The following is a 21,097-nucleotide window of genomic DNA, read 5'->3' as shown; positions in this document are numbered from 1 at the left end:
TGCTCTCGAATACGACTAGCGCTCATGGAGGAAACCATGGCTGTACTCGCCACCCCCGGAACGGATGCCCCCGGCGCCGACGTCCGGGGTGCCCGTGCGGGCGCGATCGGACTCGGCGTCGCGGGCGTGCTGTTCACCGTCTACCCCGCGGTGCGCCCGTGGTCGGACGACGCGGTGGCGATGGCGTCGCAGGCGTGGCTCGTCGCTCACCTGGCCGCGATCGCGGGGTTCATCCTGGTGGCGTTGGGACTGCTGGCACTGAGGTTCGCGATCGGCGGAACGGGCCCGGCCAGAGCCGCGCTCCTGACCGGGTTGACCGGGGTGGGCCTCACGCTGCCTTATTACGGCGCGGAGGTTTTCGGCGGCCACACGATCGGTGTCCGGGCGCTGGCTGACGGCAACCCGGCGCTGATGGACGCCGTCGAGGCGATGCGCTTCCAGCCCGCCGCCGCGACCATGTTCGCCGCGGGCCTGCTGCTTGTCGCCGCGAGCGGCATCCTCGCCGCCGTGGCCGTTTGGCGGTCGGGCCTGCGGCCCCGGTCCGGCGGGATCGTGTTCGCCGTGGGGTTCTCGTTGTTCCTCCCGCAGTTCTACCTGCCGATGCCGCTCCGGCTGGCGCACGGACTGCTGGTCACCCTCGGCTGCTTGTGGCTGGCGGCCGCGCTGTGGCGGGTACCCCGAACCACGTCGTGAGCGCCTCCTCCAAGCCGTCTCCCCGGCCCCCGGACCCACACCACACGTACCCGTCGGGGCGGATCAACACCGCTTCGGTGGGTGCCTCGGCGCACCCGGCCGCGACGAAATCGATGCGATCGCTTCGACGGCCTCGACTTGGTCGGCCGCGTGGCCGTTGGTTTTCGGGAGCGCGGACAGCTCCCGAAGCCGTTCCAGCACAACGGGTTTCACCCCGGCGAGCCGCGGTTCGCAGGCCAGGAACAGGCCGTTCGGCCCGCCTCCGGCTGACGACGTCGGGGTTCACGAAACCTCCTTCCGCAGCAACGAGAGCGCCTCGCGCAGCAGGTTCTCGATGGAGACGGGCGGGTCCGCCTCGAGCCAGTACTCGGTGGCGACCTGGTTGGCCAGGCCGACCGCGCCCGCGATGAGGCGCGGGGACATGTCCCGCTCGGGATCGGTGCCGGTGCGTTCCGCGATGGCGGCCGTCAGTTCCAGTTCGGCCGTGTGATGGCTCCTGAGGAATTCGCCTTGCAGCGCCGGGCTTCCAAGGACGAGCCGGACACCGGAAAGCCACTTTTCGTCAGGTGTTCGCGCGGTGCGGTGCTGGCTGAGCGCCGCTTGGGTGATCGCGTCCCAGAGCGGCTCCGACACCGGACGTTCGCGGAGCTGACGGGCGAGCCCGAGGGTGCGCTCGGCGGCCCGCCAGACGATCGCCTCCCGCTTGCTGGAGAAGTAGTTGTTGAACGTCCTCGGTGAGACGTCCGCCGCCGCGGCGATGTCCTCGACCCGCACGTTCTCCAGCCCGCGCTCGACGGCCAACCGCAGCGCCGCGTCGCTGAGTGCGTGCCGGGTCTCCTCCTTCTTCCGCTCCCGCAGTCCCACACGGCCACGGTAGCGTTTTTTGCGTGACGCGCAAGTATGCCAAGCACGCAAAAATGGCTCAGTGCTCTTCAATTTGTGAAGCGGGCTTGTCGACGTTATCGACGAGAGCAGTCATTTTTCACCTGTTTCCACCGCCACCCTCAACGGAGCCGCTCCGCGAGACAGCCCCTTCCTGGCGCCTGCCACCGCCCTCGACGGAAGCGCTACGCGCTGCGACTAGAATCGCTGCACCGATGCAGTAAAGGAGAAACACCGTCGTGAGTGAGCGCACCCTGGTCCTGGTCAAGCCCGATGGCGTCCGGCGCGGCCTGGTCGGCGAGGTGATTTCGCGAATCGAGCGCAAGGGGCTGACACTGGCCGCCCTGGAACTGCGCACCGTGTCGCGCGAGGTCGCCGAGGAGCACTACACCGAGCACAAGGAGAAGCCCTTCTTCGAGGACCTGGTCCAGTTCATCACCTCGGGCCCGGTGGTGGCGCTCGCGGTGGAGGGCTCGCGGGCGATCGCCGCGTTCCGCCAGCTGGCCGGCGGCACCGACCCGGTCGGCAAGGCGGCGCCGGGGTCGATCCGCGGTGACTTCGCGCTGGAGATCCAGGACAACCTGGTGCACGGCTCGGACTCACCCGAGTCCGCCGAGCGCGAACTCAAGCTCTGGTTCCCCGAGCTCTGACGCTCTTCCCCGGCGCGTGAGCCCGCTTCGGCCGGGTCGGGTGCGCAAAAGATTCGAAGATTGTCGGTGCCTCGTCCTACTGTGCAGGATGTGGACGAAGAACCGGCCATGGTGCAGGCGAAGGCGCTGGTGAAGCGCTTCGGCGAGTTCGAAGCGGTGCGGGGGATCGACGTCGAGGTCCGCCGCGGGGAGGCGTTCGGCTTTCTCGGGCCCAACGGCGCGGGGAAATCCTCCACCATGCGCATGATCGCGAGCGTGTCGCCGCGCTCTGACGGGGAACTGAGGGTGCTCGGCATGGACCCGAGCGTCGACGGGCCCCGCATCCGCGCGCGGCTGGGCGTGGTGCCCCAGCAGGACAATCTGGACGTCGAGCTGAGCGTTCGGCAGAACCTCCAGGTCTACGGCCGCTACTTCGGGCTCTCCCGTGCCCATGCCCGGCGCAAGGCGGCCGAGCTGCTGCGGTTCGCCCAGCTGTCCGATCGCGCCGACGACGAGGTCGAGCCGCTCTCCGGCGGGATGAAGCGGCGGCTGACCATCGCCCGCTCACTGGTCAACGACCCCGAGCTGCTGCTGCTCGACGAGCCGACCACCGGCCTCGACCCGCAGGCGAGACACCTGTTGTGGGACAGGCTGTTCCGGCTCAAGGCCGAGGGCGTCACGCTCATCGTCACCACGCACTACATGGACGAGGCGGAGCAGCTCTGCGACCGCTTGGTGGTCATGGACGGCGGCCGGATCGTCGCGGAGGGCTCGCCCGCCGCGCTGATCGCCCGGTACTCCACGCGGGAGGTGCTCGAACTCCGCTTTTCGCCCGGCGAGCCGGTGCCGGACGTGGCCGGTCTCGCCGAGCGGGTCGAGGTGCTGCCCGACCGGATCCTGCTCTACACGGCCGTGGGTGAGGCCGCGCTGGAAGGCGTGCATGCACGTGGTGTGCGCCCGTTGTCCAGCCTGGTCCGCCGCAGCACGCTCGAGGACGTGTTCCTCCGCCTCACCGGCCGGGAGCTGAACGAATGAGCGTGCACTCCTCCGGCCGCGTGGTGGGTTCGTGGCGGGCGGCCTGGCTCCGGGTCGAGGGGAACTGGGCGTGGTACCGCCGGTACTGGCGGTCCAACCTGTACTCGACCGGCCTCCAGCCGGTGCTGTTCCTCGCCGCGCTGGGCCTGGGCTTCGGTTCCCAGGTCAGGCCGGGTCCCGCCACCGGCGGGCTGTCCTACGTCCAGTACATCGCGCCCGCGCTCCTGGTCGCGGCGGCGATGCAGTACGGGGTCGGGGAATCGACGTATCCGGTGCTGTCGGGGTTCAAATGGCAGAAGGACTATCTCGCGGTGACCGCCACCCCGGTCACCCCGGGGCAGTTGCTCGGCGGCCATCTCGCCTGGGTGGGCCTGCGGCTCTTGCTGTCCAGCACGGTGTACGCGGTGATCGCGCTGGCCTTCGGTGCCTGGCTGAACGCGGGCGCCGCGCTCGTCGTGCCGGTCGGCGTGTTCACCGGGCTCGCCTGCGCCGCGCCGGTCACCGCGCTGGCCGCGACCACCTATGACGAGGGAAGCCGGTTCAGCGCCGTGTTCCGGTTCGTGGTCATGCCGATGACGTTGTTCGCCGGCACGTTCTTCCCGATCGAGCAGATTCCGCTCGCCCTGCGCTGGCTGGCCTGGATTTCCCCGCTGTGGCACGGAAACGAGCTTGCCCGCGGCGCCACGCTGGGCGGTCTCGGGCCCCTGCCCGCGCTCGGCCACACCGCGTTCCTCGCCGGGGTGCTGGCGGTGGGAGTCCTGTTGTCGCGCAAGTACTTCTACCGGCGGCTGGTGGTCTGACGTGGTTGCTCTCGACCAAGGGCGTAGGGGGCTGCTGCTGCGCGTCCTGCCGCCCGCGCTGTACGCGGGGCGGGCGAGCAAGCTCGTCGAGCGATCGATGCTGGCGTACTCGCGCGCGTGGTTCGTCTTCGTTTCCGGCGTGTTCGAGCCGCTGTTCTACCTGATGGCGTTCCGCATAGGTTTCGGCCAGTTGGTCGGGGAGGTCACCGGGCCGGGCGGCCGGCCGATGAGCTACGTGGCGTTCGTCGCCCCCGCGTTGCTGGCTTCCTCGGCGATGAACGGCGGGATCTTCGACTCGACGTTCAACGTGTTCTTCAAGCTCCGCTACGCCAAGACCTACGAAGCGATGCTGGCCACCCCGATCGGCCCGCTGGACATCGCGATCGGCGAGATCTCCTGGTCGGTGTTGCGGGGCGGGATCTACGCGGTCGCGTTCTTCGGCGTGATGGCGGCGATGGGCCTGGTCGCCTCCCCGTGGGCGGTACTGCTGATCCCGGTCGCGCTGCTCGTCGCGTTCGCCTTCGCGGCGGTCGGCATGGCGTGCGTGACCTTCCTGAAGTCGCCGTCCCAGTTCGACTTCATCCAGCTCGCCGTGATGCCCCTGTTCCTGTTTTCGACGACGTTCTACCCGCTGTCGGTGTATCCCGGCCCGATCCGGGTCATCGTGCAGTGCTTCCCGCTCTACCACGGGGTGGAGTTGATGCGGGATCTCTCGGTGGGTTTCCTGACGCCGGGCATGCTCGGCCACGTCGCGTACCTGGCCTGCCTGGCGGGCATCGGTTTGTACGGCGCCTATCACCGGCTCAGCCGGCTTTTGCTGCGATGACCACTCAGGGCGCTGTGACCAAGCCGTGGCCGTAGAAACCGTTGTAGCCGGTGTATCCGGCGCAGAAGGCGTCCTGCAGGCCATCGCCGTTGAGGTCGTAGTCGGCCGGGCACGGTATCGGCCGGGCGCTGGTTTCCAGCGCCCGGCGCAACTGGGGCGCGCGGTAGTCCGGGTGCTCCGAAGCCAGCAGCGCGGCCACGCCGCTGACGTGCGGTGCCGCCATCGACGTCCCGCACAGTGACGCGTACCCGCCGGGCACCGTGGACAGCACGCAGTCGTTCCCGTCGCCGCCCGGCGCCGCGAGGTCGACCACCCCGAGCCCGTAGGAGCTGTAGCCGGCCTTCACCCCGTCGCGCCCGACCGCCGACACCGCGATGACGTCCCGCAGCCCGGCCGGCAGCGCCGCGCACGCCGACCATCGGGTGAGGTTCACCCCGTCGTTGGTGGCCGCCGCGATGTTCAGGGTTCCCGCGGCCGACGAGTAGTCGACTGCCCGGGCCAGTGCTTCACGCACCACCGGCGAACTCTGCGTGCACGACACGCCCTCGACGGAGAAGCTGCTGTTGGTGATGGGCAGGTGATGCTCCGCCGCCCAGACCAGCCCGCACACCACGGCTTCCGGGGTGACCCGGCCGGCGTCGTCGATCACCTTGATCGAGGCCACCCGGACCCCGGGCGCGACGCCCGTGGTGCCCTGGCCGTCGCGGGCGGCGGCGATGATGCCCGCGACATGCGTGCCGTGCGGGGAGGTGGTCGGCGCCCAGCCGCTGTCGGGCACGCCGGTCAGGCATCCGGCGGAGTCCTTCCGCGCGACTGCCCGCGCCAGCTCCGGGTGCGCCGGGTCGATGCCGGAGTCGAGCACCCCGACCACGACCGCCGGGCTGCCCGTGCCGTGCCGGGCGCCGACCGCGTCCAGGTCCCATTCCTCGGCGGTGCGGTCCACGCCGGGCACGTCGGCCGGATCGGTCGAGCGTACCTTCGGACGGGGCGCGGTGGCCGCCGGGGGAGTACCGAAGGCGCGGTCCTCGCCGAACCGCCGGGCGAAACCCGGATCTCCTTTCGCCACGCCCACCGCGATCTGCGGGTAGTAGCCGGTCATGGTCCCGCACGCGTTGGCGACCTGGCTTGCCGCCACGTACTGCGGGGTGTTCCGGTCGAAGAGCACCAGATAGGGCCCGACACGCCCGGCCGCGGTGCACGGGGACGGTTCGGCGGACGCCGCCGGAACCTGGGCGGAAACCACCACCAGCACGGCACAGGCCGCCGTCGCCAGCGACCGGCCCGACATGGCCACAGCACCTCCAGCAGGGGAATTACGGCGGACGCTAGGGCACCGGCCGGGGCCCGACAACTTGGAGTTCGCAAGTTCGCCCGGAGGGGCTCGTGCACCGAGCACGCCGTGTCCCCCACATCGTGTGGGATACTCAAGTCGGCCGCTGCGCCGACAAGGCGCCGGCGGCCCGGTGACGTGCTGGAAGAGCCCCAGGTCGCCGCCCGGGCGGGCGGCTCGACGGACGTGGGAGGCGGCTTGCGGAAAGCCGCAAGCCCGGCTGGCAGGCCACCGAGCGGACCTGCCGTGACGGGCAGTCGGGCCAGCCCGGCGCCGTCGTGGTGAGAGAGGCACAGGATTCCCGCTGCCGGTGACCACCACAGCGGAACAGACAGAGAAAGTGCCCCTGCGCGGCCGCGTCTGCCAGCTCGCGGAGCCGGTAGACGCGCCCGGGGGCGGAGGAGACATATGTCGAACGTTGACACGCCCGCCGAAGGCACCGGCGGGAACCTCGCCACACCCACACCCGGGAGCGCACTCGGCGAACTACCCCCGCGGGTGCGTGTGCATGCCCTGGCCAAGCTGCTCGGTTCGAACAGCCGGGACGTGCTGGCGAAACTGACCGAACTGGGTGAGCCCGCCCGCAGCGCGCAGTCGAGCGTCCCCCGGGACACGGCCATCAGGGTCGCCGAAGCCCTTGCCGGGCAGCCCGAGCCGCCCGCACCAGACCCGGAACCCACGGCGGCTCCGGAGCCCGGACCCGACCCGGAACCGGCGGCGGCGTCCGAGCCCGAGCCTGCCCCCGAGCCGGAACCCGCCGTGCGGCCGATGGTCCACGCGCCGGTGTTCGCCGCGCCGTCGCCGCTGTTCCTGCCGCCCGAGCCGCCACCCGCACGGCCCGAGCCCGTGGCCGAAACCCCGGCCGAGCTCAGCGAGCCGGAGGAGAAGGATGCCGAAGCGGGCGAGGACGACGACGCCGGAGGCCGTCGCCGTCGCCGTCGCGGCCGCAGGGGCCGTGGCCGGGGCCGGGGCGGCGAGGAAAGCTCGGCCGGCGAGAACGAGCCGCCCGAAGAAACCGCCAAGGCCGACGAGGAAGACCAGGCCGAGCCCGAAGGCGAGCCGGGCGAAGACGCCGAGGAAAGCGAAGACGCCGCCGAGGGCGTCAGCCGCCGTCGGCGCCGTCGGCGCCGCCGCAAGAGCGCCGACGAGGAAGCGGCCACCGAGACCACCGACGATCCGCCCAACACGGTGGTGCATGTCCGCGAGGCCAAGACCGACACCGAGAAGAAGGACGGCGGCAAGTCCGACGGGGTGCGCAGCGTCCGTGGCTCCACCCGGCTGGAGGCCAAGCGGCAGCGGCGCCGGGACGGCCGCGAGGCCGGGCGCAGGCGCGCCCCGATCCTGTCCGAGGCCGAGTTCCTGGCCCGCCGGGAGTCGGTCGAGAGGACCATGCTGGTCGCCGAGCGCGGTGACAACACCCAGATCGGCGTGCTCGAGGACGGCGTGCTCGTCGAGCACTTCGTGACCTCGTCGGGCAGTGGCTCGATCGTGGGCAACGTCTACCTCGGCCGGGTGCAGAACGTGCTGCCCTCGATGGAGGCGGCCTTCGTCGACATCGGCCGCGGCCGCAACGCCGTGCTCTACGCCGGTGAGGTGGACTGGGACGCCGCCGGCCTGGAGGGCAAGTCCCGCAAGATCGAGCAGGCCCTGTCCACCGGCGACAACGTGCTGGTCCAGGTCACCAAGGACCCGGTCGGGCACAAGGGCGCGCGGCTGACCACCCAGATCTCGCTGCCCGGCCGCTTCCTGGTCTACGTCCCGGCAGGCGGCGCCACCGGCATCTCCCGCAAGCTGCCGGAGAACGAGCGGCGCAGGCTCAAGGACATCCTCAAGCGGATCGTGCCCGAGGACGCCGGCGTGATCATCCGGACCGCCTCCGAGGGCATCAGCGAGGAGGAGCTCGAGCGTGACGTCCGGCGCCTGAAGGTGCAGTGGGAGGTCATCAAGGAGAAGGCGGCCGCGGCCGCGGCGAAGAAGTCCGGCTCGCCGGCCATGCTCTACGAGGAGCCCGACCTGCTGGTCAAGGTCGTCCGCGACCTGTTCACCGAGGACTTCGCCAAGCTCGAGGTGCAGGGCGACGACGCGTGGGAAACCATTCACGCCTACGTCCAGCACGTCGCGCCCGACCTCACCGAACGCGTCAAGCGCTATGTCGGTACCGGCGACGTGTTCGCCGACTACCGGGTCGACGAGCAGATCACCAAGGCACTGGACCGGAAGGTCTGGCTGCCCTCGGGCGGCTACCTGGTCATCGACCGCACCGAGGCGATGACCGTGATCGACGTCAACACCGGCAAGTTCACCGGCTCCGGCGGCAACCTCGAGGAGACGGTGACCCGTAACAACCTCGAGTCGGCCGAGGAGATCGTGCGTCAGCTGCGGCTGCGCGACATCGGCGGCATCATCGTGATCGACTTCATCGACATGGTGCTCGAATCCAACCGCGAGCTGGTGCTGCGGCGGCTCACCGAATGCCTCGGTCGGGACCGCACCCGGCACCAGGTGGCCGAGGTGACGTCGCTGGGCCTGGTGCAGATGACCCGCAAGAAGGTCGGGACCGGGCTGCTGGAGGCGTTCTCCACGACCTGTGAGCACTGCAAGGGCCGGGGCGTGGTGATCTCCACCGAGCCCCAGCGGACCAACGGGGGCAACGGCGCGGGCGCCGGCGGTCACCAGCACGGTTCGCGCCGCTCGCGGGGCCGCGGCAAGGTCGAGGAGGCCCCGGCGGAGACCCGTGCCGAGACCGCCGGCCGGACGCCCGAACGGCGGGAGTCGGTGGTCTCGGCCGTGCAGGCGATGGCGAACGCGGCGAAGCTGGCCTCCTCGGGCAAGGACACCGCGAAGGACCAGCAGCCCGCCGAGCCGGCTCCCGTTGCCGGCTCCGTGCCGACCGGGGAGCTCACGGAGGCCGTTGAGCGGCCGGGGATGGCCGCGCTGAACGGTCGCGCGCCGGAACCTCCCGGACCGGTGGAGCCCGCGCCCGCGCCGGAAAGGGCCGAAACGCCTGAACCGGTTGCGGAAGCCGTTCCCGACGCCGCCCAGGGCGTCGAGACGCTGTCCGGTGCGGCTGATGCCCCGACCGGGTCGGAGCCCGAACCCCGGCCGGCGGAGTCCCAGGTCGCAGAAGCGGCCGCGTGGCCCCAGGCGTCGGAATCCGCGGTGGCCGAACCTGAGGTCTCCGAACCTGCGCAGGTCGAACCCGTGCCGGACGAGGCCGAGGTGGCCGAACCCGAGGCACCTGAAGCAGCCGAACCCGAGGGTGCGCGAGCCGGGGCACCCGAAGCCGAGGCGACGGAACCTCCGGCGGCCGAACCCGTGGCGGCGGAGCCCGCAGTGGCCGAACCCGGGGCGGCCGAGCCCGCCGAGGTCGAGTCCGGTGCCGCTGAATCCAGTGCGGCCGAACCCGCCTCCGAGGCGCCGGCTCCGCCCATGCGGTCCGTGCGCCGCCGCGCGCGGCGGGTGGCTTCGCGTCCAGCGGGCCCGCCGGTACACGCCTCCGACCAGAGCTAGCCCCGTTCTCCGTACATGGACACGTTTCGGCTGGTCAGCGGGCTGCACCAAGATGATCTCCTGGGTGTCACCGCAGGCCAGCGGCTCACGTGCGGGCTAGCTGCCCTGTCTTCTGGGGGCTTGCATCCGAGAAGACGCGTGGGGGCACGCCCCCAGATCTCCTTAGTCCACCCCGGCCTCAGCCGTGGCCGGGGTGGCATATAAGCTTTCATACGGTCCGCAGCGCGCGGGCCACCATGGCGCGACCATCGGACCGCCAGTGAGCGGGCCGGGCGCGAGCCCCCACCCATAGTCGAGTAAGCAGGAGACTTCCGTGTCGGCGTACGCGATCGTCAAGACCGGCGGCAAGCAGTACAAGGTGGCCGTCGGCGACGTCGTCGAGGTCGAGAAGCTCGAGGGCGAGCCGGGCACCGAGCACACCTTCCCCGCTGTGCTGTACGTCGACGGCGGCGAGGTCACCACGGACGCCGACGCGTTGGCGAAGGTCTCGGTCACCGGCAAGGTCGTCGAGCAGACCAAGGGTCCGAAGATCCGGATCCACAAGTTCAAGAACAAGACCGGCTACCACAAGCGGCAGGGTCACCGGCAGAAGCTGACCCTCGTCGAGGTCACCGGAATCAGCAAGTAAAGGAGCTGAGCAATGGCACACAAGAAGGGTGCATCCAGCTCCCGTAACGGCCGCGACTCCAACCCTCAGTACCTGGGTGTCAAGCGGTACGGGGGGCAGGTTGTCAAGGCGGGCGAGATCCTGATCCGCCAGCGCGGCACCAAGTTCCACCCGGGCGTGAACGTCGGCCGTGGCGGCGACGACACGCTGTTCGCCCTCGCCGCCGGTGCGGTCGAGTTCGGCACGAAGCGTGGCCGCAAGACGGTCAACATCGTCCCTGCCAGCTGATCTGGCGGGTACGGGCGACGGGTGTCCGCGGAATGCGCGGACCTCGTCGCCCGTTTTTGTGTTTGCCGACCTTTGATCGTGAGAGGTAAGAATGGCGTCCCGATTCGTTGACCGAGCGGTGATCCAGGTGGCCGCCGGCGACGGCGGGAACGGATGTGCCTCGGTGCACCGCGAGAAGTTCAAACCGCTCGGCGGCCCCGACGGCGGCAACGGCGGCAACGGCGGTGACGTGCTGCTCGTCGTCGACCCGAACGTGCACACCCTGCTCGACTTCCACTTCCGCCCGCACGCGACCGCCGGGAACGGCAAGCAGGGCCAGGGCGGCAACCGCGCCGGGGCGGCCGGGGAAACCCTGGAGCTGAAGGTGCCCGACGGCACGCTCGTCCTCGACGAGGACGGTGAGGTCGTCGCCGACCTGATCGGCGCCGGCACCACGTTCGTCGCCGCCGAGGGCGGCCGCGGCGGGCTCGGCAACGCCGCGCTCGCGTCCCGGGCGCGGAAGGCGCCTGGGTTCGCACTGCTCGGTGAGCCGGGCCAGGCCCGTACCCTGACGCTGGAGCTGCGTTCGGTCGCCGACGTCGGCCTGGTCGGCTTCCCGTCCGCGGGCAAGTCGTCGCTGATCTCGGTGCTTTCCGCGGCCAAGCCGAAGATCGCCGACTACCCGTTCACCACGCTCGTGCCCAACCTCGGCGTGGTCACCGCGGGCGAGACGGTGTTCACCATCGCCGACGTGCCCGGCCTCATCCCTGGAGCGAGCGAAGGTCGCGGACTCGGTCTGGACTTCCTGCGGCACATCGAGCGCTGCGCGGTCCTGGTCCACGTGGTCGACTGCGCCACCTACGAACCCGGCCGCGATCCACTGTCCGATGTGGACGCTCTGGAGACCGAGCTGGCCCGGTACACGCCGGGCCTGGGCGGGGATCTTGCCCAGCGGCCGCGCGTGGTCGTGCTGAACAAGGTGGACGTGCCCGAGGCCGCCGAACTGGCCGAACTGGTGAAGCCGGACATCGAGGCGCGCGGACTGCCCGTGTTCGAAGTGTCCACTGCCTCCCGCAAGGGCCTGAGAGAGTTCAGCTTCGCCCTGGCAAGCATCGTGGAGAAGTACCGGGCCGAGCAGCCGGTGCCGGAAGCAGAGCGAATCGTGTTGCGGCCGCACGCGGTCGACGACAGCGGCTTCGTCGTCGAGCCGGACCCGGACGAGCCCGGCGGTTTCATCGTGCGCGGTGCCAAGCCCGAGCGATGGGTGCGCCAGACCAACTTCGCCAACGACGAGGCGGTCGGGTACCTCGCCGACCGGCTCAACCGGCTCGGCGTGGAAGAGGGGCTGGCTCGCCTCGGCGCGGAACCGGGCTGTTCGGTCACCATCGGCGACATGACGTTCGACTGGGAGCCGTCCACGCCGGGCGTCGCGACGTACTTCGCCGGTCGCGGTACGGATGTCCGCCTCGAGGACCACAGCCGGGTGACCGCGGCCCAGCGCAAGGACGCCCGCCGCATCCGCCGGGATGGGGTTCCCGGGGAGGACGCCGGAGACGAGCCCTCCGAAGTGGACGACGAATGGTGAGCGTGGCGAGGAAGGCCGTCGCGAACGCGGAGCGGCTGGTGGTCAAGGTCGGGTCTTCGGCGCTGACCACCGCCGGTGCTGGACTCGATGTGGGCAGGCTGAACGCGCTGGTCGACGCGATCGCGGGCCGGATCGCCCAGGGCAGCCAGCTGGTGCTGGTGTCCAGTGGTGCGATCGGGGCAGGGCTGGCCCCGCTCGCGCTGGGCAAGCGGCCGCGGGACCTGGCCACCCAGCAGGCCGCCGCGAGCGTCGGGCAACTCGCACTCGCGCACGCCTACGCCGAGTCCTTTGGCCGGTATTCGCTGACTGTGGGGCAGGTGCTGCTGACTTCCGACGACGTAGTCCGGCGCGCGCACTACCGCAATGCCCAGCGAACGTTTTCCCGGCTGCTGTCGCTGGGTGCGGTGCCGGTGGTCAACGAGAACGACACGGTCGCCACCGAGGAGATCCGGTTCGGCGACAACGATCGGCTGGCCGCGCTGGTCGCCCACCTGGTCGGCGCCGACGCGCTGGTCCTTCTGTCCGATGTGGACGGGCTGTATGACGGGGATCCCCGCTCCGGTGCGACTCGCAAGATAGCCGAAGTGGCCGGCGAGTCCGATGTGGACGGTATCACGGTGGGCATGTCCAGCTCCGGGCTCGGCACCGGCGGCATGGTGTCCAAGCTCGCCGCGGCCAGGACCGCGTCCGCGGCGGGGATTCCCGTGCTGCTCGCCGCCGCGTCGGAGGCGGCACGCGCGCTGACCGCCGCCGACGTCGGCACCGCGTTCACCGCCGCGGACTCCCGCTTGTCGGCCCGGAGGTTCTGGCTCGGCTACGCGGCGGGCACGACGGGTCGTCTGCACCTCGATGACGGCGCTGTCGCCGCGGTCGTGCGGCGGAGGCGTTCGCTGCTCGCCGCCGGCATCGTCGGGGTGGACGGCGATTTCCAGGCCGGGGACGTGGTCGAGCTGGTGAGCCCGGCGCAGCGAGTGGTCGCCCGTGGCGTCGTCGCCTTCGACGCCACGGAGCTACCGGGGCTGATCGGCCGGTCCACCCACGAACTCCCCGCCGAGCAACGGCGCGAAGTCGTGCACGCCGACGACCTCGTTCCGCTGCGCTGACGCCTGCGACCAAGCGTCGGGCGACGCCCGAACCTGCTCGTAGGCGTCATACAGCCACTTGTCGACTCGACTCTCGTCGGGAACCTTGGGCAGCTCCGATGTGTCCACCAGGCGAAGCGGTTTGGCCTCCAGTTCCGCGCCGACCTCGATGGCTTCCTGCTGGGTGTTCTTCCCCTGACGGAGATCCCTGATCCGGCCGAGCCACGGCTCGGGTATCGGCACCGTGATACGCCCGGACTCGAGAAGATCCACACCCTGCGTGATCGATGTCCCGTGCGCATCAGACCCAGCCTGGGTACGGAGAATCGTGCAGCGGTCCGCGATGGCCGCGAATTCCGGGCTGCCGTGCTTCATCCGTTCCGTCCTTCACCGATGGCCGGCGTTCGATGGTCTCCCGGTCGATCTTTTCCCTTCGGTTTTCAGGAGAGCTCGCTGCCGCGCGTTTCCGGGAGGCTGAGGATCACCAGGAACGCGATCAACGCGGCCGCCACGACATACCAGAAGTACAGCGTCGACGCGCCCGCCGCGGAGAGTGCGTTGATGACCAGCGGTGCGGTGCCACCGAAGGTGGCCACCGTGAGGTTGTACCAGGCGCCGATGCCGAGGCCGCGCAGTTCGGTGGGGAACAGCTCGCTCATGATCGCCGGTGCCAGTGCGGTCATCGCCGCGTAAATGCCGAGCCCCGCACAGAACACGACGATGAGCGAGCCGAGTCCCGGACGGATCAAAGCGGACAGTGGCACGATCAGCACCGCCATCGCCGCCGCCCAGGCAAGCAGTTGTGGTTTGCGGCCGATCCGGTCGGACAGCATGCCGAACGGGTACTGCAGCAGCACGAACAACGCCGTGCCGATGGACAGCGCGAGGAACACGTCGACGTCCCCGGCGTGCCTGGTCTTCACCGCGAACGGGGTAAGCGCGCTGAAGAACGTGTAGTAGCACAACGTGGACAGCATGGTGATGCCGACCAGTTGGCCGACCGCCTTCGGATGTTCCCGCAGGGTGGTCAGCAGCGGCCGGTTGACCCGCTTCGCGCGCGTCTTGTTCTGCTCGAACTGTTCGGTCTCGGCGATACTCCGGCGCAACCACAGCCCGATCACGCCGAGGACGCCGCCGAGCAGGAACGGGATCCGCCAGCCGTAGGCGTTGAGATCGGCCTTGGCCATCGTGCGGGCCAGCACGAAGCCGAGCACCGAGGCCAGCAGAACCGATGAGCCCGTGGAGATGTAGAAGAACGACGAGTACCGGCCACGCCACCGCGGGGGCGCGACCTCACCGAGGTACGCCGAGGCGTTGGACACCTCGCCGCCGAGGGACAACCCCTGCGCGACCCTGGCGAACAGAAGGAGGACCGGCGCCAGCCAGCCGACCTGATGGAAGGTGGGCAGGACGCCGATCACCACCGACCCGCCCGCCATCAGGCTGATGGTGAGGATCATCGCGGGCTTGCGGCCCCGCACGTCGGCGAACCGGCCGAGCAGCAGGCCGCCCAGCGGCCGGAAGAAGAACGCGAGCGCGTAGGTGGCGAAGGTGTTGATCTGTGCGAGCGCATCGTTGCCCGAAGGGAAGAACGCGGTCGCGAAGTAGATGCTGAAGGTCGCGTAAATGGTCCAGTCGAACCACTCCAGCGCGTTCCCGACGCTGGCCGCGAACAACTTGCGCACCGGCAGCCGGTGCTTGACCTCGAGCTTCGAGTCGACCATGGTGACACCTCCCGCGGGTGCGGTCGGGTAAGACATTGCCATACCACCTCCCTTCGATGAAAGATCCGATCGCGCTGGGGGGAAGCCGCTTCAGTTGGTGCTGGCGAGTGCGAACGGCAGGACCGCGGGGGCGCCCGCGCGCCGCAGCAGCCGCGCCGCGGCCGTCATCGTCCAGCCCGTGTCGACGAGATCGTCCACAAGCAGCACCGGTTCATCCACAGTGGACAGATCCGCGGCGAGGTCGTCCGGCAGGACGAATCGTTGGCACAGATCGGCGACGCGCTGGGCGCTGTTCGCCCTGCGCGGCGCGCTGCCCGCCGTTTCCAGCGTGCCCAGAAAGCGCAGTCTGCCCACCTGCGCGATCCGCGTGGCCAGCTCGTGCGTGAGCCGCGGCCGTTGCCCCGAGGGAAGCGCCACTACGGCGACAGGGCGACGCGACCAGTCCCACGCGGCGAGCACCGAAACGCACGCCTGGAACACCGGATCGGGAAGCTCCCCGTCCGGCGCGGTGCGGCCGACGACTTCGCGCAGCCGCGCACCCCAGCCGACGTCGGTGAGGCGCCCGAGCACCCGGCCGGTCTCCGCCTGCTCGGCCTTGCCGATCCGGCCGGACAGCGGGACGTCCAGCGCGGCGAGCCCGGTGGGCCACTGGCGGCGGGGCGGGAGGTCCACGCCGGGCTGGGCGAGCCGCTGCGCGGTGGCCGCCACCACCTCCGCCGGGATCTCGGCGTTCCGATGCTCTCCCGTGCAGTTGTCGCACCGCCCGCACGGCTCGGCATGGGGATCGTCGAGCTGCCTGCGCAGGAACTCCATGCGACAGCCGATGGTGTCCTGATAGGCCAGCATCGCCGCCTGCTCGGCGGACCGTGCCTCGTTGACCCGCGCGTAGCGCTCCGCGTCGTACTGCCAGTCCTGGCCGGTGGCCTCCCAGCCGCCGCGCACCCGGCGCACCGCGCCGTCCACGTCGAGCACCTTGAGCACCATCTCCAGCCGGGACCGGGAGAGCTCCACCAACGGCTCCAGCGCCATCGTCGACAGTGGACGGCCGGCCCGGGCGAGCGCGCGCAGCACCTGGTTCACCCGCTGCTCGTCCGGAAAGGCGAGCGAACCGAAGTAGCTCCAGATCTCGCTGTCCTCCTTGCCGGGCAACAGGATCACCTCGGCCCGCTGGACACCGCGCCCTGCCCGGCCCACCTGCTGGTAATAGGCGATCGGCGAGGACGGGGCGCCGAGATGGACGACGAACCCGAGGTCCGGCTTGTCGAAGCCCATGCCCAGCGCCGAAGTCGCCACCAGCGCCTTGAGCCGGTTGGCGAGCAGATCGTCCTCGGCCGCCTCGCGTTCGGCGGGCTCGGTCTTGCCCGTGTACGCGGTGACCTCGTACCCCTGGTTCCGCAGCAGGCCGGCGACGTCATGGGCGGCAGCGACGGTCAGCGTGTAGATGATCCCCGAGCCGGGCAGTTCGGCGAGTTGCCCGGCCAGCCAGGCGATCCGTTGCTCGGCGGTGGGCAGCCGGACGACCGAAAGACGCAGGCTCTCCCGGTCGAGCGGGCCGCGCAGCACCAGCGTGCCGTGGTCCCCGGGCGGGCCCGCGCGTTCACGCAGGCCGAGCTGCTCGGCCACGTCGGTGACCACCCGGTCGTTGGCGGTGGCGGTGGTCGCGAGCACCGGGACGCCGTCGGGCAGGCCGGCGAGCAGCGTGCGCAGGCGGCGGTAGTCGGGGCGGAAGTCGTGGCCCCAGTCGGAGATGCAGTGCGCCTCGTCGACCACGAGCAGCCCGGCCGTGGTGGTGAGCTTGGGCAGCACGGCCTCACGGAAATCGGGATTGTTGAGCCGTTCCGGGCTGACCAGGAGCACGTCGAGGTCGCCGGCGCCGATCCGGTCCTGCACCTCGACCCACTCCTGCGGGTTGGCCGAGTTCATGGTGGCGGCCCGGATCCCGGCGCGGGCGGCGGCCGCGATCTGGTTGCGCATCAGGGCCAGCAACGGCGAGATGATCACGGTCGGCCCGGCGCCCCGTGCTCGCAGCAACGCGGTCGCCAGGAAGTACACGGCGGATTTGCCCCAGCCGGTGCGCTGCACGACCAGTGCGCGGCGACGGTGCGCGACCAGCGCCTCGATGGCGGTCCACTGGTCCTCGCGCAGCACGGCGGCGGGGCCGGCGAGCGCGCGGAGCACCGTCTCGGCGCGGGTTCGGAGCAGGTGAAGGTCCATGAGAACACGTCTACCGCATCAGACCGACAATCCCGCTTCCAGCGGTGTGCGAACGGTCCGTTCGCACGTAATGTGATGGACCACACTACGCAGGGTCGCGACATGATGCCTGGCCGACTGTCCCCTTGCTGACCGGGGCGAACCGGTCGCCACCGGAGGTTCCCCTCGGATTTCCGGCGGGAGCGACGCGTGAGCCCTCCACCGCACCGGAAGGGGCCCACGCGGAAACCCTGGTTAGTCTGCAGAGCATGTCACCACGTCGCGTCGGGGTCATGGGCGGAACCTTCGATCCCATACACAACGGACACCTCGTTGCGGCCAGTGAGGTCCAGTCCCGGTTCGATCTCGACGAAGTGATCTTCGTGCCGACCAGGCAGCCGTGGCAGAAGTCCGGCCGCACGGTGAGCAAGGCCGAGGACCGTTATCTGATGACGGTGATCGCGACGGCGTCGAACCCGGTGTTCTCGGTCAGCCGGGTGGACATCGACCGCGGTGGTGAGACCTACACCGTCGACACGCTCCGGGACCTGCACCGCGAGTACCCCGAGGACGAGCTGTTCTTCATCACCGGTGCCGACGCCCTCGAACAGATCCTCACCTGGCACAACGCGGAGGAACTGTTCACCTATGCGCACTTCATCGGCGTCACCCGGCCCGGCTACCGGCTCAACGACCACCATCTGCCCACCGGCAAGGTGAGTCTGGTCGAGGTCACCGCGATGGCCATCTCGTCCACGGGATGCCGTGAGCGCGTCGAACGGGACGAGCCGATCTGGTACCTCATGCCGGACGGGGTCGTTCGCTACATCTACAAGCGAGGGCTCTACCGCAAGCCCGAGTAGCCGAAGGCTCGCCGACCGGCCCCGTCCGTGCCTGACACGCCGTGCCGAGCACGCCGGCGGCCGCGGCGAAGACCACCGGCCCCCCGGAAGATCTCGAGCGCCTCGTCGGAACGGTCGCTGGCCCCGCCGGGTACCCTCGTTGAACCGACAGACTCCAAGCCGTGAGGGAGCAGGAGTGGCAGCGACGTCCCAGGCGCGAAACATGGCGACCGTCGCCGCACATGCGGCGGCCGACAAGAAGGCGACCGATGTCGTCGTGCTGGACGTGTCGGAGCAGCTCGTGATCACCGACGCGTTCGTGATCGCGTCCGCGCCGAACGAACGGCAGGTCGGCGCGATCGTGGACCACGTCGAGGAGAAGCTGCGCGTCGCCGGGCACAAGCCCGTGCGCCGCGAGGGCGCGCGGGAAGGGCGCTGGGTGCTGCTGGACTACGTCGACGTCGTGGTGCACGTCCAGCACGACGAGGAACGCTCGTTCTACGGCCTTGAACGGCTGTGGAAGGACTGCCCGCGTATCGAGGTCCAGGGTCTCGGCTCCGAGGCGAGCCAGTGAGCTTGCGGCGCCTCGTGCTGTGGCGGCACGGGGAGACGGACTACAACGCGACGGGCCGGATGCAGGGCCACATCGACTCCGCGCTCACCGCGGTGGGCTGGAACCAGGCGCGGTTCGCGGTGCCCGCGCTGGCCAGGTTCGAGCCTGACCTGGTGATCGCCTCCGACCTGCGCCGCGCCACGGACACCGCGACAGTGTTCACCGAGGCCGTGGGCGTGCCGCTGCGCATCGACAAGCGCCTGCGCGAGACGCATCTCGGCGAGTGGCAGGGGCTGACCGGGGCGCAGGTCGACGCGGACTGGCCCGGGGAGCGTGACCGCTGGCGTCTGGACGCGACCTGGACGCCACCGGGTGGGGAGTCCCGGATCGAGGTCGCCGAGCGGGCCGGTGAGGTCGTCTCCGACCTGCGGGAAGGCGCCCAAGAGCTGGAGACCGTGCTGCTGGCCGCGCACGGCGGCCTGATCACCGCGCTCACCGCGCGGCTGCTGGCGTTGCCGGTCGAGACCTGGCCACAGCTCGGGGGGATCGGCAACTGCCACTGGGTCGAGCTCGGCCTCCGGGACGAGGCCTGGCGGCTGCACGCGTACAACGCCGGAATGCACGGTTAGCGTCGCCGGATGACGGCTCGGAAACCGCCGCGGCTGCTGGTCTTCGGTGATTCGCTGAGCTTTCATGGACCTGCCGGCCCCTGCGCGGCCGACGAACCACGTTTGTGGGGGAACGTCGCGGCGGCCGCGCTGGGCGGCAATGCGGACCTAGTCGCGGGATTCGGCTGGACCGCGCGCGACCTGTGGTGGTCCCTGATCGGCGACCCGCGGGTGTGGGCCGACCTGCGCGACGTGGACGCGGTGGTGCTCGCGGTGGGCAGCATGGACCCGCTGCCCTCGCCACTGCCCACCTATCTGCGTACCGGGTTGCGGTACCTTCGCCCGCCCTGGTTGCGGCGCGCCGCCCGCAAGGCCTATCTGGCGGCCCAGCCGCGGCTGGTGGTGGCCCTGCGTGGCCGCCCGGTCGCGCTGCCGAAGAAGCTGACCGTGCACTATCTGGGCAAGTCCGTTTACGCCCTGCGTGTGCTCCGCCCGGACTTGCCGATCGTGGCCATACTGCCCAGCGTGCACCGCGCGCCGTCCTACCGGAGCGTCTACCCCGGGCGCGACGCGACGGCCGCGGCGATCGCCGGGTGGGCGGGCCAGGCGGGCGTCCCGCTGCTCGACCTGTCCGCGGTGGTCGGCGAGCACGTGCTGGGCGGCCGGGGTAACCCGGACGGGATGCACTGGGGATGGGAGGGCCACACGGCGGTGGGCAAGGCGATGGCCGCGCTGATCGGGCCGCTGCTGGACAAATCCGGCTGACGGCGGGGGCCAGGCGTCTCGTAGCGAGTGGCCTGCGGTTTGGCGCCGTAGGCTGGCTGGCGTGCCGGTTGCCGTGATCACCGATTCCACTGCCCATCTGCCTGAGGGCTTCGCCGAGCGGTTCGCCGTCGGTGTGGTGCCGTTGCACGTGCTGATCGACGGGGTCTCCGCCCTGGACGGAATCGACGTGGGCCCGCTCGCCCTGGCCGAGGCGCTGGGGGAGCGGCGGATCGTCACCACCTCACGGCCGACGCCCGCCGAATTCGCGTCGGTCTATCGCAAGGCGCTGTCCGACGGCGCGGATTCGATCGTGTCGGTCCACCTGTCCAGTGAGATCTCCGGCACGTGGGAATCGGCGGTGCTGGCGGCCCAGGAGGTCGGCTCGGACCAGGTGCGGGTGGTGGATTCGCGCAGTACCGCGATGGGTCTCGGATTCGCCGCGCTGCATGCCGCGCGACTGGCCGCGAAGGGTGCCGCGGCCGGGGAGGTGGAGAAGGCCGCGGTTTCGACGGCACGCTGTTCGGACACGCTGTTCGTGGTGGAGACGCTGGAATACCTGCGCAGGGGCGGCCGGATCGGCGCGGCGGCGGCCCTGCTGGGTACCGCGCTGGCGGTGAAGCCCCTGCTGGGCATCGAAAACGGCAGGATCAGGGGGGTGGAGAAGGTCCGCACCATGCACCGCGCAATGGCGCGCCTGGTCGAGCTCGCGGCTCATGCGGCCGGGGACGAGCCGGTCGAGGTGGCGGTGCACCACCTCGCCTCCCCGGAGCGGGCGGCGGATCTCGCCAACCGGCTGGAGGAGCGGCTGACGGTGCTCGGCGGGTGCCTGGTCTCCGAGCTCGGCGCGGTCATCGGCGCGCACACCGGTCCCGGGGTGATCGGTGTCGTGATTCAGCGCGAGCCGGACATCATGCCATAACCCCCGGACAAGAAAAGCCCGGTTCCGCCCTCCACGGGCGACTTGTCCACACCACCCCACTTGTCCACACCTTCCGCGGCTTTCGCTTCCCCGGCCACCCCGGTCCTCCTACCGTCGAATGCGTGTTCGAGCAATCCTTCCCCGAATCTCCCGGCTTTCCGGTACGTGACGGCGTCACACGGCTGGCCGGCTTGGCGATGGCCGCGCGGCGGGACGGCCTGGGGCCACCCGGCGGCGCGGGCCGGCT

The 21,097-nt window shown here is 70.6% G+C and carries 21 protein-coding genes and 1 pseudogene; 15 read left to right on the top strand and 7 right to left on the bottom strand.

The annotated features are described in order from the left end of the window. Positions 1-36: 36 nt before the first annotated feature. The gene (locus VJT49_RS12865; protein WP_324165005.1) at positions 37-693 is read left to right on the top strand and encodes a hypothetical protein; all 657 of its coding nucleotides are present in this window, start codon (positions 37-39) and stop codon (positions 691-693) included. Here the strand turns inward: VJT49_RS12865 and VJT49_RS12860 are convergent. The 3 genes and pseudogenes from VJT49_RS12860 to VJT49_RS12850 all read right to left on the bottom strand — a co-directional run bounded on the left by VJT49_RS12860 (position 632) and on the right by VJT49_RS12850 (position 1,557). Beyond that, entirely contained in the window at positions 632-808 is a 177-nt protein-coding gene (locus tag VJT49_RS12860) for a hypothetical protein (RefSeq protein WP_324165015.1), read from the bottom strand. The two genes, VJT49_RS12865 and VJT49_RS12860, sit on opposite strands and share 62 nt — an antisense overlap. Before the next feature lie 64 nt (positions 809-872). Next, positions 873-939, bottom strand: a pseudogene (locus VJT49_RS35205) (hypothetical protein); the annotation flags it as partial. Between the two features lie 36 nt (positions 940-975). Continuing rightward, positions 976-1,557: a TetR/AcrR family transcriptional regulator gene (locus VJT49_RS12850; protein ID WP_324165004.1), complete on the bottom strand. Its 582-nt coding sequence runs from the start codon at positions 1,555-1,557 to the stop codon at positions 976-978. Positions 1,558-1,814: 257 nt separating this feature from the next. On the opposite strand from VJT49_RS12850, the gene ndk reads away from it, so the two are divergent. The 4 genes from ndk (at position 1,815) to VJT49_RS12830 (ending at position 4,865) form a co-directional block, all read left to right on the top strand. Then, the gene (gene ndk, locus VJT49_RS12845) at positions 1,815-2,225 is read left to right on the top strand and encodes a nucleoside-diphosphate kinase (protein WP_324165003.1); all 411 of its coding nucleotides are present in this window, start codon (positions 1,815-1,817) and stop codon (positions 2,223-2,225) included. Between the two features lie 108 nt (positions 2,226-2,333). Further along, positions 2,334-3,239: an ABC transporter ATP-binding protein gene (locus tag VJT49_RS12840; RefSeq protein ID WP_414635928.1), complete on the top strand. Its 906-nt coding sequence runs from the start codon at positions 2,334-2,336 to the stop codon at positions 3,237-3,239. Next, positions 3,236-4,039, top strand: coding sequence for an ABC transporter permease (locus VJT49_RS12835; RefSeq protein WP_324165002.1), 804 nt, complete (start codon positions 3,236-3,238; stop codon positions 4,037-4,039). The genes VJT49_RS12840 and VJT49_RS12835 overlap by 4 nt, the downstream gene beginning before the upstream one ends. 1 nt (position 4,040) lies before the next feature. Next, positions 4,041-4,865: an ABC transporter permease gene (locus VJT49_RS12830; protein ID WP_324165001.1), complete on the top strand. Its 825-nt coding sequence runs from the start codon at positions 4,041-4,043 to the stop codon at positions 4,863-4,865. Positions 4,866-4,869: 4 nt separating this feature from the next. On the opposite strand, the gene VJT49_RS12825 is transcribed toward VJT49_RS12830, so the two are convergent. Then, positions 4,870-6,159 (bottom strand): S8 family peptidase, encoded by a 1,290-nt coding sequence (locus VJT49_RS12825; protein WP_324165000.1) that lies wholly within the window; start codon positions 6,157-6,159, stop codon positions 4,870-4,872. A 444-nt stretch (positions 6,160-6,603) separates the two neighbouring features. On the opposite strand from VJT49_RS12825, the gene VJT49_RS12820 reads away from it, so the two are divergent. The 5 genes from VJT49_RS12820 to proB all read left to right on the top strand — a co-directional run bounded on the left by VJT49_RS12820 (position 6,604) and on the right by proB (position 13,267). Then, entirely contained in the window at positions 6,604-9,705 is a 3,102-nt protein-coding gene (locus VJT49_RS12820) for an Rne/Rng family ribonuclease (protein ID WP_324164999.1), read from the top strand. Between the two features lie 313 nt (positions 9,706-10,018). Further along, the gene (rplU, locus tag VJT49_RS12815) at positions 10,019-10,333 is read left to right on the top strand and encodes a 50S ribosomal protein L21 (protein WP_324164998.1); all 315 of its coding nucleotides are present in this window, start codon (positions 10,019-10,021) and stop codon (positions 10,331-10,333) included. Positions 10,334-10,345: 12 nt separating this feature from the next. Next, entirely contained in the window at positions 10,346-10,600 is a 255-nt protein-coding gene (gene rpmA / locus VJT49_RS12810) for a 50S ribosomal protein L27 (RefSeq protein WP_324164997.1), read from the top strand. A 91-nt stretch (positions 10,601-10,691) separates the two neighbouring features. Then, complete coding sequence (obgE, locus tag VJT49_RS12805; protein WP_324164996.1) at positions 10,692-12,164, top strand: GTPase ObgE; 1,473 nt, start codon at positions 10,692-10,694, stop codon at positions 12,162-12,164. After that, entirely contained in the window at positions 12,161-13,267 is a 1,107-nt protein-coding gene (gene proB / locus VJT49_RS12800) for a glutamate 5-kinase (protein ID WP_324165013.1), read from the top strand. Before obgE ends, proB begins: the two co-directional genes overlap by 4 nt. Here proB and VJT49_RS12795 read toward each other — a convergent pair. From VJT49_RS12795 to VJT49_RS12785, 3 genes are all read right to left on the bottom strand, one after another. After that, the gene (locus VJT49_RS12795) at positions 13,175-13,621 is read right to left on the bottom strand and encodes a hypothetical protein (protein ID WP_324164995.1); all 447 of its coding nucleotides are present in this window, start codon (positions 13,619-13,621) and stop codon (positions 13,175-13,177) included. The genes proB and VJT49_RS12795 overlap by 93 nt on opposite strands. A gap of 65 nt (positions 13,622-13,686) precedes the next feature. Next, entirely contained in the window at positions 13,687-14,970 is a 1,284-nt protein-coding gene (locus VJT49_RS12790; protein ID WP_324164994.1) for an MFS transporter, read from the bottom strand. A 90-nt stretch (positions 14,971-15,060) separates the two neighbouring features. Then, positions 15,061-17,184 (bottom strand): RecQ family ATP-dependent DNA helicase, encoded by a 2,124-nt coding sequence (locus VJT49_RS12785; RefSeq protein ID WP_324164993.1) that lies wholly within the window; start codon positions 17,182-17,184, stop codon positions 15,061-15,063. A 248-nt stretch (positions 17,185-17,432) separates the two neighbouring features. Here VJT49_RS12785 and nadD point away from each other — a divergent pair, with 248 nt between their 5' ends. The 5 genes from nadD to VJT49_RS12760 all read left to right on the top strand — a co-directional run bounded on the left by nadD (position 17,433) and on the right by VJT49_RS12760 (position 20,850). Beyond that, a complete protein-coding gene (gene nadD, locus VJT49_RS12780) occupies positions 17,433-18,026 on the top strand; it encodes a nicotinate-nucleotide adenylyltransferase (protein ID WP_324164992.1) in 594 nt (197 codons plus the stop codon). A 175-nt stretch (positions 18,027-18,201) separates the two neighbouring features. Next, positions 18,202-18,579, top strand: coding sequence for a ribosome silencing factor (gene rsfS, locus VJT49_RS12775; protein WP_324164991.1), 378 nt, complete (start codon positions 18,202-18,204; stop codon positions 18,577-18,579). Beyond that, positions 18,576-19,187 carry a histidine phosphatase family protein gene (locus VJT49_RS12770; RefSeq protein WP_324164990.1) on the top strand — a complete coding sequence of 204 codons (612 nt, stop codon included), beginning with the start codon at positions 18,576-18,578 and terminating at the stop codon, positions 19,185-19,187. The genes rsfS and VJT49_RS12770 overlap by 4 nt, the downstream gene beginning before the upstream one ends. Before the next feature lie 9 nt (positions 19,188-19,196). Continuing rightward, positions 19,197-19,931 carry a diglucosylglycerate octanoyltransferase gene (gene octT, locus VJT49_RS12765; protein WP_324164989.1) on the top strand — a complete coding sequence of 245 codons (735 nt, stop codon included), beginning with the start codon at positions 19,197-19,199 and terminating at the stop codon, positions 19,929-19,931. A 61-nt stretch (positions 19,932-19,992) separates the two neighbouring features. Then, positions 19,993-20,850: a DegV family protein gene (locus tag VJT49_RS12760; protein WP_324164988.1), complete on the top strand. Its 858-nt coding sequence runs from the start codon at positions 19,993-19,995 to the stop codon at positions 20,848-20,850. Positions 20,851-21,097: the final 247 nt, after the last annotated feature.

The organism is Amycolatopsis sp. (genome assembly GCF_035276945.1).
Lineage (GTDB): Bacteria > Actinomycetota > Actinomycetes > Mycobacteriales > Pseudonocardiaceae > Amycolatopsis_E.
The sequence above is the reverse complement of the archived record's forward strand: the minus strand, read 5'-3'. Positions and strand labels throughout refer to the sequence as shown.